Source organism: Chromatiales bacterium (assembly GCA_020445605.1).
In the GTDB taxonomy this organism is placed as follows: Bacteria; Pseudomonadota; Gammaproteobacteria; order JAGRGH01; family JAGRGH01; genus JAGRGH01.
Genome location: JAGRGH010000032.1, coordinates 64,711 through 77,545, shown reverse-complemented (window position 1 = coordinate 77,545; position 12,835 = coordinate 64,711). Strand labels below are relative to the sequence as shown.

The window sequence follows — 12,835 nt, the reverse complement described above, 5'->3', positions numbered from 1 at the left end:
GTGGGTGGCGACCGGAATGCCGTCGCCATCGGTGCCGGCCGTGCCTGTTCGTCCTCTTTCGTTTTCAACGGCTTGCAGCCGTCGTTGTGGCGTCACATCCATGCGCCGCGGGAAACTCTGAATTGTTCAGAGTTTCCCTAATCCAGCGGAATCCGGATGATCTGGCCGACGAAGATCAGGTCCGGGTTCTTGATGACCTCGCGGTTCGCTTCGAAGATTCGCGGATACAGGCTCGCCTTGCCGTAGTAACGCTTGGCGATCGCCGAGAGCGTGTCACCGGATTTGATCTGGTACATCTCGACCTTGATCTCGGTGGCCGGGGTTGGATGCACCACGCCCGCCGCGTTGACCTGCTTGACGCCTTTGACATTGCCGGCCATCAACACCGCCTTTTCCATCGCCTCCACGCTGTCGGCCTCGCCGCTGATGGAAACCACGCCATCGTTGAAAGCGACCTTGAGGTCCTTTACGCCGGGGTTGTCCTCCTCAATGTGTTTTTGGATGCTCGTGGCCTCGTCGTCGCCCTTTTTGAACAGCTTGCGCCCGAGGCTCAGGCCGAATTCCCAGAATTGCATGGATGGCTCCTTGTTGCGGTTGGCAGTAGGGTGGCTGGCTGAATTTATAGACCGCGTGCGCGCCGTGCGCAAACGCCGCGATGCACGGCCGGCGGTCGCCCGCTGCGTCGGTCGGCATGGATTTCGCTTGGTGTCCGGTCCAGTGTGGATGTTTCCGCTACTGAATTTGGAGGTGTCCTGCGATGCGTGGCCCATTGAGATCATCGCTCGCTCGGGGACTCGTGCTGCTGACCGGTCTGGCGCTGATGACGGCCGGCTGTCGCGCTGAGACGGGCGTGGTGCCGCCAGCGCCCGCGCCGGCGTTCACGCACACCGCGCCCGCGCAGTGGATCGGCTCGCCGCCGCTCACGCTGGCGGCGCTGCGTGGCAAGGTTGTGCTGCTCGACGTCTGGGCGTTCGAGTGCTGGAACTGTTACCGCTCGTTCCCGTGGCTGAACGCCATGGCCGCGCGGCTGGAACCGAGGGGTCTTCAGGTCATCGGCGTGCACACGCCCGAGTTTGATCGCGAAAAGGACCGCGGACGGCTGGAGGCCAAGGTCGCCGAGTTCGGTCTGCACCATCCGGTGATGATCGACAACGACTGGAGCTACTGGAACGCGCTCGGCAACCGGTACTGGCCGGCCTGGTACGTGCTCGACCGGCAGGGGCGGATTCGCGGCCGGTTCATCGGTGAGACCCACGCGGGCGATGCCCAGGCGCAGCGCATCGAGGCGCTGATCGAGACACTGCTCACGGAGCCTGGCTGAGCCCTGAGCAGATTGTTGAAAAAGGCCTCTCCATGGCCTTTTCAACATCGCAACCGAAAAGCGCGGTTTTCGGTTGCTCACGAAAATCAAACACTTGGGTGTTCGATTTTCGGGCGAGACGACCCTGCCTCGCGCTAACAGGCTGCTGAAAAGAGAAGTTCAACAGCCTGTTAGCGCAGGAGCGTGATGCGCCGGGTGGTTTCCGGGCTCGGGTAGTAGGTCCAGCGGCCGCCTTCGTAGCGCTGTTCGATGCCGATGGCCTCGAGCCCGTCGTCGATCAGCCGGCCGCGGTAGATGCGCCCGTCGGTGGCTTCGAACTCGACGATCCGCCCGACGTGGTCACCCATCGCGTCGTAACCGATCGTGCGCAGCGTCGGCCGGCGTTCGCGTGCTGCCGGCGCACCCGCGGAATCCGTCGCGGATTGGTGATCCGCGCCGCTGTCCGCACCGCTCGCGGCTGATTCCGGGCGCGGCTCGAATCCGATGGTGACGTCGCTGCGATCGCCAACCGTCAGCGTGAACTCGATCTCACGCAGCAGCGGCAGGCTGCCCTCGGTGTTCAGCCGCACGCTGTCGATCTGGCCGGTCGGCTTGCCGGTCAGGAGCAGGGTGCCTGGCTGATCGAGATAGGCCTGCAGTTCGTCCCGGGTCGCGGCGTTCAGGCGTTCGTCGCTGCGCGCGCCCAGCTGGTCTCCAGCTGCGTCGACAAACCACCCCAGCACGGTGGCCCGATCCGCATTGCTGGCCTGGATGCATTGGGCGACCAGCGCCTTGAGTGCACCGAGGTCGTCGTGTTCCAGCTGCAGATAGCGCAGCTGTGGGTTCGAGCGCTCGGGAATCTCCCGATTCAGGCCGCTGATGCGAAGGGTTGCGTAGTCGCGCGTGAAACCGGCCACGAGCACGTCGAGCGCGGCTTCCACACTGCCGCCGGGTTCGACGATCAGCGACACGCTGAGGTCCAGCGGGCGTTCGGCGGTGGCGACGGTGAAGGTCTGCGGAAACGCGCCGCAGGCCCGCGGCCAGCCGCCCGAGGCGAGTTGGGGCGCGCCTTCTGCGCGCGGCCCGCGCAGTTCGATGGCCTTGAGGCGTACGCCGAAGCGGTCCGGGAAGTTGTCGAGGCTGCCGACCAGGGCCTCGATCAGGTTCAGGGTGCCGCCGAAGTCCACGGTCAGATGCTCGGCGCGCAGTGACCGATCGCCGCCGCGTTCGGCAACGACCGGCTCGACCAGCCGCAGCCGCCCACCGAGTTCGGTCTCGACACGCCCGTAGCCGATCTCTGCAAACGGCGAAACGGTTTCGATCGCCTCGTCAAGCCGAACCTTGACCCGCCACGGCAGCACAAAGGCGTACAGCACGAATGCGATCAGCGCCAGAAACGCCAGGCTGGTTGCGATGCCGAAGAGCTTTTTCACGGGCGCTGACGCCTACTGGAGCTGCGGAGCCCGCCTGCTGCGGGCGCGTTCAGGCTAACGCCGCCGGGGCGCATGCGCAAACGCGTGTAAACGCAGTTTCCGCCGGATGCCGCAGGGCCGCTTGGGGCATTTGCGCCCGTTTGCATCGCATGTGCTCGCCGCGCCCGTAATCATTTTGAAACATCCCGCGCCCAGACTGACTCGTTCGATTTTTCCCGAGGGCTGCCCCGGTGTCCGTATTCGATCTGCTCAAGCATGAAACCACGATTCGCGAGTTTCCGGCCGGTGCCACGCTGTTTGCCGCAGGCGACCCGGGCGATGCGATGTATTACGTCCTCGACGGCGAGGTCGAGGTGCTGGTTGGCGACAAGCCCATCAACTCCCACGGTCCAGGCGAGATTTTCGGTGAAATGGCCTTGATAGACCGTGAAGTGCGTAGCGCAACGGTCAGGGCACGCACCGACTGCCGGGTGGTCACCGTCGACCAGCGCCGGTTCGTGTTTCTGGTCACCCAGCAGCCGTACTTCGCCCTCGAGGTCATGGGCATCCTGGCCGACCGCCTGCGCCTGCGCACCCAGGCCTGACCCGGGCCGAAACCCGCACAAGCCGTCGCGCTACCGGTAGAATCGACCGCGGCGAGCGGCCCGTCCTGCGGGATCGCGCCCAAGCGGTGGCCCGCGTCCTGTCGCGGGCGGCTTGAACAGGTTGTTGAAAAAAAATGGCCCATCCATGGCCTTTTCAACATCGCAACCGAAAAGCGCGGTTTTCGGTTGCTCACGAAAATCAAACACTTGGGTGTTCGATTTTCGGGCGAGACGTCCCTCTCTCGCGATAACAGGCTTTTGAAAAGGGAATTTCAACAGCCTGTTAAGACCCCCGTCCAAGAGGGGTCGACATCAGGGGCAAGCGCGCGTAATCGCCCGGGCCGGCTCCGGTTTCGGGCGGCCGACGGGCAGACGTTTGCGCGCACGACCGGCGCAAATGGTCGTACTTTCAAGGCGGGGGTATGGGGTATTTCATGGATCTCGCGGCGCGGCACCGCTGGCTGGTGCTGGCCGTGCTGGCGTCGATCACCGTGGCCATGGCCTGGTCTCTTGATCGCCTGCAGTTTCAGCTGCTGGCCGAAGGTCTTGCGAGCAGCGAGCCCGAGGCCGTCGCGCTCAACTCGCACCTGCACGACACCTATGGTTCCGAGAGCCTGGTCGTCGTCTACCTTGCGGGTGCGAACCTGCTGGATGCCGCCGGGCTGTCGAGCGCGCATGCCACGATCGAACGGATCGGTGAGCTGCCTTTCGTCGCGCGCACCGAGAGCCTGTTTTCAGTCAGCCGCATGCGCACGGTCAACGACGAGTTCCAGGCCTCGCCGTACCTGACGCCGCCGTTCGATGAGCCCGCGGTATTCGAGGAGGCGATCGAGGCCGCGCGCCGCGACCCGTTCATTGCGAACAATCTGCTCGCGGTGGACAGGCCCGCGATGGCCGTCAACGTCTATTTGCGCGAGCCCGATGGCGAGGACTTCGACGCACGCGTGGTCGCGGGCCTTGACCATGCAATCGAACCGGTTCGCGCCGAGTTTGAGCAGGCGTTTCAGATTGGCGGGCCGTTCGTGCGCGAGCGCATCGCCGAACGCATCCGCGCCGATCAGACCAGCATCGTCCCGCTGGCCCTCGGGGTGCTGCTCGTAACCCTCGGGCTGGCGCTGCGACGCACGAGCGCCGTGGCGCTGCCGATGACCACGGCGCTGCTCAGTGTCGTGTGGACGCTCGGTCTGATGGCATGGCTGGGCATACCGGTGAACGTGATGACCTCGGTCGTGCCGGCGCTGCTGGTGATCATCGGTTCGACCGAGGACATCCACCTGTTGTCGGAGTTCATCGCCGTGCGCTCGAGCGGCGAAACGCGAGCGCGTGCGCTCGGTGCGATGAACCGGCGCATGGGCATGGCCGTGACGCTGACGTTTCTGACGACCTATCTCGGTTTTCTGTCCATTTCACTCAACGACCTGCATCTGCTCCACCAGTTCGGACTGATTGCCTCGACCGGTCTGGCGTTCAACTTCGCCATCACGGTCAGCCTGCTGCCGGCGGCGCTGAGTTTCGGGCCGGATGCCGGACGCGTACGCCCCACCCGCAGTGTCGCCGATGTATTCGGCGCCTTCGCCGAGGGGCTGTATCGACGCATTTCGGGCGCGCGGCTCAAGGTGTTCATCGCCACGGCGATCATCGTCGCGGTATCGCTGTACGGAACACTGGGCCTGCGCGTGAACAACAGTTCGCTCGGCTACTTCGACCGCCAGTCCGAGGTCCTGCAACGCGTCGCCACCCTCGGCGAAGAGATCGCCGGGCTGGAAAGCTTCTCCGTGCTGATCGACTCCGGCATCCAGGGCACCTTTCAGCAGGTGCGCTACCTGAAGGCGATCCAGGAGTTTCAGCGCTGGCTCGAGGACAATGCACTGGCGGACAAGACGCTTTCGTTCGCGGACCACATCGCGCTGATTCACACCGCGATGGAGGGCGACGACGGCGCGCAGCCCTATCTGCCGGACTTCGATGACGTCGTGCGCGAGTACACCGCGCTGGTGTCTCACGACCGCTTTGCCGCGTTCGTCGACGTGGATTATTCGGAAGCGCGCATCCTGGTTCGCCATGACCGCGAATCGACCGAGGCGCTGGCCGAACTGCTGGACGCGATTCAGGGCTGGGCCGGCGAACATCTCGATCGTGGGCTGCGCCTGCGCGCGACGGGCGATTCGATTCTGCACCTGCGTGCGGCGGACTCGCTGATCGATGCACAGCTGCAATCCATCGGCATGATGGCCGTTGTGATTGTCGTGATCATCGGCATACTGTTCGTCAACGTACGGGCCGGGCTGATAGCCGTCGTGCCGAATCTGGTGCCGATCGTCGTGCTGTTCGGTGTGATGGGTGCGACGGGCATCTCACTCGATACCGGCACCGCCATGACCGCGGCGATCGCGCTGGGCATCTGCGTGGATGACACCATGCATTTCATGGTGCGTTATCACGAGAACTCCCGCACAGAGAGTCGCAGCGCCGTGGTGCTTGCACGCACGGTGCGCGAGGAGGCGCTGCCGATCTTTTCGACCTCGCTCGCGCTGGCGGCCGGTTTCGCGACGCTGATGGTCTCGTCGTTTCCGCCAGTGGTGCATTTCGGTGCGCTCAGCGCGCTGGTCATTGCGATCGCGGCGGTCGCCACATTCGTACTGACGCCGTTGCTGCTGGCGAGCACGCGCCTGATCACGATGTGGGACGCCCTGTCGCTGAGCCTGCGCACCCGGATCCAGGACGAATGCCAGCTGTTCGAGGGGCTGCGTCCCTGGCAGGTGCGCAAGACCGTGCTTCTGTCGCGCGTGCAGAACTATGCGCCGGGCGCGGCCATCGTCGAGCAGGGCAGTCGCGGGCAGGAGCTGTTCATCCTGCTCGACGGCGCGGCCGAGGTCTACCAGGCGCGCGAGACCGGCGAGCGGCTGAAGCTTCGGGAACTTGGCCCGGGTTCGGTGATCGGCGAGTTGTCCCTGCTTGCGGACATGCCGCGCACCGCCGACGTGATCGCCACGGCGCAGACACGCGCACTGGTACTCGACTGGGACGGTATCGCCAACCTGATCCGCGTGTATCCGCGCGCCGCGGCCAAGCTGTACCGGAATCTCGCCACGATCATCGGCCAGCGGCTCGCCAATGTCGGTGGCTGAACCGCACGGTAGATTGTCATGCGTCGTCGTTGCGCGCGTGCGCGCGGCGACCCTGCTCAGTACACTGGGGCGACCGCGCCTGCGGCCGCCGGAGCCATCGCCATGACCCTGCGTGTACGCCTGACCCTGACCCTCGTTGCGATCCTGGGCCTGTTCGCCCTGAACGTTGCCGTGTTCCTCTGGGGCGGTCACGTGAACAAAAAGGGCGTGGCCGGCATGGAGAGCGCCATCAGTTCACAGCTGCATGCCACGCGTCTGCAGCAGGCCATCGAGCGCCGTTTCAAGGAACTGCGCGTGATCGAGGCCCTGCGCGTGACCGGCGAATCGGGTCTGACCTCGGAGCGCGAACGGCGCGACATGCTCCAGCGCATGGATCAACTCGGCGCGATGTTCAACTCCCTGGCCGGCGCCGAAAGCACCGAAGACCGCGATGCGCTGAAGACGCTGAGCAGCGAGGGGCTGGAACTCGTTGCGCGCTGGCGCGAGTACGTCGACTGGCCCAGCGAAGAGGCGGTCAATCCCCGGCCGCAGCAGGATTCGGGTCGGAAATCGATTGCTCCGCCCGTTGACCTGCCTCTGTCCGACCGCTTTCCACAGGTTGCCGACCAGCTCAGCGCGCTGGTCGACCGACAGTCGGCGCGTGCCGAGACTGCCGCGAAGGATATCGCCGATTCGCGCGGGTTCGTCGCAAAAGTCGGCGGCGCGGTGTTCGTCATCACGGTGCTGATTGCTGCGGCGCTGGGCTTGCGCATCATCCGCTATGTCGGCAGTTCGCTAGACGAACTCGCCAACGGTGCGCGGCGCATCGGCACCGGCGATCTGCTGCACCGCATCCAGGTGCGCAATCGCGATGAGATGGGCCTGCTGGCCTCCACCTTCAATGACATGGCCGTTGCACTCGGGCGCGCCCTGCGCGAGGCCGGCGACGAGAAGGCGCGTGCGGATGCGGCGAATTCGGCCAAGAGCGCGTTCCTCGCGAACATGAGCCACGAACTGCGCACGCCGATGAACGCGATCATCGGTTACAGCGAGATGCTCATCGAGGATGCCGAGGACGACGGGCTGGAGGACTTCAGCAAGGACCTGGTCAAAATCCGCGCCGCCGGCAAGCACCTGCTGGCCCTGATCAACGACGTGCTCGATCTGTCCAAGATCGAGGCCGGTCGCATGACCCTGTTTGCCGAAGACTTCGATGCAAAGGAGCTGATCCAGGACGTCCTGACCACCGTGCAGCCGCTGGTCGACAAGAACAGCAACAAGATCGTTGCCGACGGGCTGGAAACCATCGGCCAGATGTCATCGGACCAGACCAAGGTCCGGCAGATCCTGATGAACCTGCTGAGCAATGCCTGCAAGTTCACCTCGGAAGGCACGATCACCCTGCAGACCGAGCGCCTGCCCGGAGATGCAAACACTGGCGACCGTGTCGTGTTCCGCGTCATCGATACCGGCATCGGCATGACCGAGGAGCAGCTCGGCAAGGTGTTCGAGGCGTTCACTCAGGCCGACAGCTCCACGACCCGCAAGTACGGCGGCACCGGCCTGGGGCTGGCGATCAGCCGCAAGTTCGCGCGCATGATGGGCGGCGACATCACCGCCACCAGCATTGCCGGCAAGGGCACGACCTTCACGCTCGAGATTCCGGCCGAGATCGCCGGCGAGCCGAGCGCGCAGGAGGCGAGTGCGGCGGCGCCGCCCGGGTCCGGTGACGCGGCCGCGGCGCCTGCCATGGCCGTGACCTCGGCGAGCGGCGACCGGCTGCCGACGGTGCTGGTCATCGACGACGACCCGGCCGTTCTGCAGCTCGAAAGCCGTTACCTGTCGCGTGACGGCTACCGGGTCATCGTCGCGCAGGGCGGCGAGCGCGGCTTGGAACTCGCGCGTGCCGAACAGCCCGATGCGATCACGCTGGACCTGATCATGCCCGGCATGAACGGCTGGGCGGTGCTCAATGCACTGAAAGCGGACACGCGCACCTGCGACATCCCGGTGATCCTCGCGAGCATGCTCGACGAGGCCGATGCCGGCGTCAGCTGGGGCGTCGCCGAGTACCTCACCAAGCCGATCGATCAGCAGCGTCTGGCCGAGACCCTGCGGCGCGTGCTGCCGGCCGTGACCAGTTCCAACATCCTCGTGGTCGAGGATGAGGAATCGCAGCGACGCATGGTCATCCGGGCGCTCGAGCGCGAGAACTGCCGCGTCACCGGCGCCGAGAACGGCCACTTGGCACTGGATTTGCTTAACAAGAAGAAGACCTTTGACCTGATCCTCACCGACCTTCTGATGCCGGTGATGGACGGATTTGAATTTCTGGAGAATTTGCAGTCCAAGCCTGAATGGCGCGAGATTCCGGTGGTCGTGATCACCTCGATGGACCTGTCGAGCGAAGACCATGACCGGCTCAAGGGGCGGGTCGAACAGGTCATCAGCAAGGACCAGCTCGATCGCGAGACCCTGATGCAGTCTGTAAGCGCGCGCCTGCGGCGTGCAATCGACCGCGCCAACGGCGCGGGCAACGAATAGCGGAGTTAGAAATGGCGAAGATCCTGCTCGTGGAAGACAACGAGATGAACCGCGACATGCTGTCGCGCCGACTCGAACGCAAGGGCCACGAGGTCGTGATGGCCGTCGATGGACAGCAGGGCATCGACCTGGCCCAGAGCATTGCACCGGACGTGGTGCTGATGGACATGAGCCTGCCGGTAGTCGACGGCTGGGAGGCCACGCGGCGGCTGCGGGCCGATCCGGCCACAGCCGGGCTGCGGATCATCGCGCTGACCGCGCACGCGATGGCCGAGGACCGCGAAAAGGCCCTGGCGGCGGGTTGTGACGATTACGACACCAAGCCGATCGAACTCAAGCGGCTGCTCGAGAAGATCGACAAGCTGATCGGCGCCGGCGCCGGCTGACGCCAAGTATTCCGCCCGCAACCGCGGGCGGCATTGGTTTCAGCGGCCGATGGTGACGGCCTTCAGGCGCTGCAGGGCCAGTTCCTTGCGTTCGAGCTCGACCTGGAGGTTCGAATTCTGCTCTTCGAGTTCGCCAACCCGCGCCTGCAGCTCGGTGATGGTCGCCTCGATCTGGTCGCTGACGCTGGCGCTGGCCTTGGTTTCGGTCGCCTTCGTGCCCGGCTCCTTCGGGATCGAGGCCTTGATCTGGCTGATGCCCTTGGTCAGTTCGCCGACGCGGCGCTGATCGCGCAGGTGCTGTTCGGCCGCACGCGTGAGTTCGAACAGCACGGGGTTGTCGTCCTTGACCGCCAGTGAGCGCATGATCTTCGCTAGGCTCTCGGCGAGTTTCGGACTGTATTCCTTGGAGTTCGGGTTGCCGCTGAGAATCATCACGCGCCCGAGCAGGGCCGAGGACTCGTGCTCGATGGAGACCTTCTCGCGCGTGACCTCTTCGTAGGCCGCCAGCGCCTCGGTGTACTTTTTCTCGCTGACGAGCTTCTGCGCGTTGCGCAGATTCTGCGAGGACTGTGCCGCGCTGACGGCGGCCCCGGCGGCGGCGGGCGCGGCGCTGCCGCCCTGTTCCGGGTTGCTGACACAGCCCGTCAGTGCGACAAGGCCGGCGGATACGAGAATCGGGATGATCGGTTTCAAGGCTGGGTCTCCGGCAGATTCGGGCGCGTGGCGAACAGGCGGTCTATTCTCCACCGCGAACGGTGTGTTGCCTACTGTTCAGGTCGATTTATTCGCTGGGCTGTACGACGCATGGTTTCGGTGCGCCGCCGCGGATCGAGCGACCGGGGCGCTTCCGAACATTTCAGGGTTTCCCTCAGCACATGGGCGTTCCTCAGCCGGCGGCGTCGATCCACGCCCGCGCCGGGTCCGGCACCGACGACAGCCGCAGGATGCCGCGCTTGGCGTCGCGCTGGTCGATCCAGATTACCTTCGCGTAACAGCGATCGGCCGGTGCCGGGTCCGCCATCTCGAAGGCGACATTGGTTAGCAGCTGCAGTTCGGCGTCGATCAGCAGGATCTCGACCTCGCGCTCGGAACGGCCGACCAGCGAACCCGCCGCATGCAGTACCGGCACGTTGACCCCGTCGAGCGTGCCGAGCATCAGCCCGATCGGCGTGCCCAGACTGTCGAGCTTGTTGTCCTGGTAGGGCAGATAGCGCTGATAGACACCGCCGATCCCGCGTACGCTGTGAATCATGAGTGAACCGCGGCAGCCCTTGGGCGACACCTGCGTCGAGCCGCTCAGCGCGAGCTTGCTCTGGATCTGCTGCACGGTGTCGTCGGCGACCAGGATCTGCCCGCCGATCGTATAGGACTCCACGCGCGCGGCCAGATTCACGGTGCGGCCGACCACGCCGTACTTCGCGCGCTTCTCCGAGCCGATGTTGCCGACCACCACGGGTCCGGAATGGATGCCGATGCCCATTTCGATCACCGGCAGGTCCATGCGCCGGTTCTCGGCGTTCACCGCATCCATGCCGAGCTGCATGGCCAGCGCGCAGGCGACGGCGCGCTCGGCATGGTCGGGCATGGCATTCGGTGCGCCGAAAATGACCAGGATCGCGTCGCCGATGAACTCGTCGATCGTGCCGCCGTGGGCCTGGATGATCTCGGTCATCGCGCCGAGATAGTGATTGAGCAGCTTGACCACGCGCTCGGGCGGCAGCTGTTCGGACATCGACGAGAACCCGCGCAGGTCGCTCATCAATACCGTGACTTCCTCGCTGCGACCGCCGAGCTGCAGGCCGGCCGGCTGGTCGAGCAGATTCTCGACGATGTCGTCGCTGAGATAACGACCGAACACGCTGCGCACGAACTGCTTGCCGCGCTCGAGGTCGGCGGCGAGCTGACGGATCTCCTCGGCCGCGGCCTTCAGCCGCAGGTGCGTCTGTAGGCGCGCGATGACGACCGGGAAGTCGATCGGTTTGGTCACGTAGTCGTTGGCGCCGAGATCAAGCGCGCGCACGATGTCCTCGCTGGCGTTCTGCGCGGTCGCCATGATGATCGGCAGATCCGTCATGTCGCGTTCCGCGCGCACCTTGTGCAGCACTTCCAGCCCGCTGATGCCGGGCATCATGACGTCGAGCAGCACGGCATCGAAATTCTCGTGATCGATCGCCTCCAGCGCCTCGTAGCCGTCATTGGCGGTGGCGACGCGGTAGCCTTGGCGTTCGAGCCGGCGCGAGAGCATGTCGCGGTTGGCCTCGTTGTCGTCGACGACCAGCACATAGGCCGGCTCGGCGTTCGGGTCGGTGGCCGGCGCATGCGGTTGCAGCTTGGGCGGCGTGAAATCCACGACTGGCGTGGGTTCGCCCTCGGTGCCGGCCTGGGGCTGGTTGACCGTGTCGATCTCGTCCGGCTTCTGGCTGGCGCGCAGCAGGTCCGCCATGCAGTGCTCGAGACGGTCGAGCAGCGCGCGCGCGGCATTGTTGACGCGTTCCAGGTCGGAGTCGATGTCCTCATAGCCGGAATCGGCCGCGACCTCCTGCACCAGCTCGTTGTAGCCGATGATCTGGTTGATCGGTGTGCGCAGGTCGTGGCGGAGCTTGGAGATCTGCTCCTGGGTGACGAGCACGGAACCGGCGGTATCGTCTTTGCTCATGGTCAACTGCTGAAGTCGAACTGCTGGCCGCGCTCGACGTAGCCGATGAAACCGGCGGCCTTTGCATCGGGCAGCGTGCCGTCGTCGTAGTGGTAGAGCCAGGTCTTTCTGCGGATCTTCGCGGGCATCGCCGCGAGTTCGTCGAAGTGCGCATGCACGCCGGTGACGTAATCGGTCGTTTCGCAGTCGTGGAAGATGACGTCCGCGGCATCCATGTAGGGCCGGACCACAGGGTCGTCATAACAGTAGCGGGTGTCGGCGGTGAAGTAGACCGACTTGCCGTCCATGCGAAACGCCAGGCCGTAGCTGTGCATCACGCGCTTGTCGCCGACGACGTGTCGCGTCGGAACCAGATGCATCTCCATGCCTTCCCAGACGAAATGGCCGTCCGGCGCCACCTTGCGCTCGTCGAAGTAGTCGGCCAGTGCGCTGTCGTGCCCCGAGGTTACCTGCATGCCGGCCGCCAGCGACTCGCCCCACAGCGCGTCCGCGATGGATTCGCAGATATACAGCGGCAGTGGTCCGCGGTCGGTACCGAAACGGTTGAAAAAGCCCATGTACTCGAGCCCGCCGACATGATCGGCGTGCAGGTGCGAGATATAGATGTCGGTGACGGCCGCGACCGCAATCCCGGCGTGGCGCAGTGCAAAACGGATGTCCGTTCCGCAGTCGATCAGAAGCCTTCGCCCGCCCGGGCTGGTCAACAGGAGGTTCGACTGGAAATTGTCCGGCGACATGCAGAATGCGGCGCCGGTACCCAGAAATCGAAGCTGCATGGACGATTTGTTCCCCTTCGGCGCGCGTGGGCTCGTCCGATCGCGCGTT

10 protein-coding genes are annotated in these 12,835 nt (G+C 65.0%); 5 read left to right on the top strand and 5 right to left on the bottom strand.

Going from position 1 to position 12,835, the window contains the following annotated elements:
• Nucleotides 1-137 precede the first annotated feature (137 nt).
• Nucleotides 138-575 (bottom strand): peptidoglycan-binding protein LysM, encoded by a 438-nt coding sequence (lysM, locus tag KDG50_06220; GenBank protein ID MCB1865007.1) that lies wholly within the window; start codon nt 573-575, stop codon nt 138-140.
• 182 nt (nt 576-757) lie between these two features.
• On the opposite strand from lysM, the gene KDG50_06215 reads away from it, so the two are divergent.
• Nucleotides 758-1,321 (top strand): redoxin domain-containing protein, encoded by a 564-nt coding sequence (locus KDG50_06215; GenBank protein ID MCB1865006.1) that lies wholly within the window; start codon nt 758-760, stop codon nt 1,319-1,321.
• Between the two features lie 170 nt (nt 1,322-1,491).
• On the opposite strand, the gene KDG50_06210 is transcribed toward KDG50_06215, so the two are convergent.
• Nucleotides 1,492-2,733, bottom strand: a complete 1,242-nt coding sequence (locus KDG50_06210) for a hypothetical protein (protein MCB1865005.1) — start codon at nt 2,731-2,733, stop codon at nt 1,492-1,494.
• A gap of 230 nt (nt 2,734-2,963) precedes the next feature.
• On the opposite strand from KDG50_06210, the gene KDG50_06205 reads away from it, so the two are divergent.
• From KDG50_06205 to KDG50_06190, 4 genes are all read left to right on the top strand, one after another.
• Entirely contained in the window at nt 2,964-3,317 is a 354-nt protein-coding gene (locus KDG50_06205) for a cyclic nucleotide-binding domain-containing protein (GenBank protein MCB1865004.1), read from the top strand.
• A gap of 434 nt (nt 3,318-3,751) precedes the next feature.
• Nucleotides 3,752-6,445 carry an MMPL family transporter gene (locus KDG50_06200; protein MCB1865003.1) on the top strand — a complete coding sequence of 898 codons (2,694 nt, stop codon included), beginning with the start codon at nt 3,752-3,754 and terminating at the stop codon, nt 6,443-6,445.
• Nucleotides 6,446-6,547: 102 nt separating this feature from the next.
• Complete coding sequence (locus tag KDG50_06195) at nt 6,548-8,968, top strand: response regulator (GenBank protein ID MCB1865002.1); 2,421 nt, start codon at nt 6,548-6,550, stop codon at nt 8,966-8,968.
• A gap of 11 nt (nt 8,969-8,979) precedes the next feature.
• A complete protein-coding gene (locus KDG50_06190; protein MCB1865001.1) occupies nt 8,980-9,354 on the top strand; it encodes a response regulator in 375 nt (124 codons plus the stop codon).
• A gap of 39 nt (nt 9,355-9,393) precedes the next feature.
• On the opposite strand, the gene KDG50_06185 is transcribed toward KDG50_06190, so the two are convergent.
• The 3 genes from KDG50_06185 to KDG50_06175 form a co-directional block, all read right to left on the bottom strand.
• Nucleotides 9,394-10,047 (bottom strand): hypothetical protein, encoded by a 654-nt coding sequence (locus KDG50_06185; protein MCB1865000.1) that lies wholly within the window; start codon nt 10,045-10,047, stop codon nt 9,394-9,396.
• A 193-nt stretch (nt 10,048-10,240) separates the two neighbouring features.
• On the bottom strand, nt 10,241-12,010 hold the full coding sequence (locus KDG50_06180; GenBank protein MCB1864999.1) for a response regulator: 1,770 nt from the start codon (nt 12,008-12,010) through the stop codon (nt 10,241-10,243).
• 2 nt (nt 12,011-12,012) lie between these two features.
• A complete protein-coding gene (locus KDG50_06175; GenBank protein MCB1864998.1) occupies nt 12,013-12,786 on the bottom strand; it encodes an MBL fold metallo-hydrolase in 774 nt (257 codons plus the stop codon).
• Between the last annotated feature and the right edge of the window lie 49 nt (nt 12,787-12,835).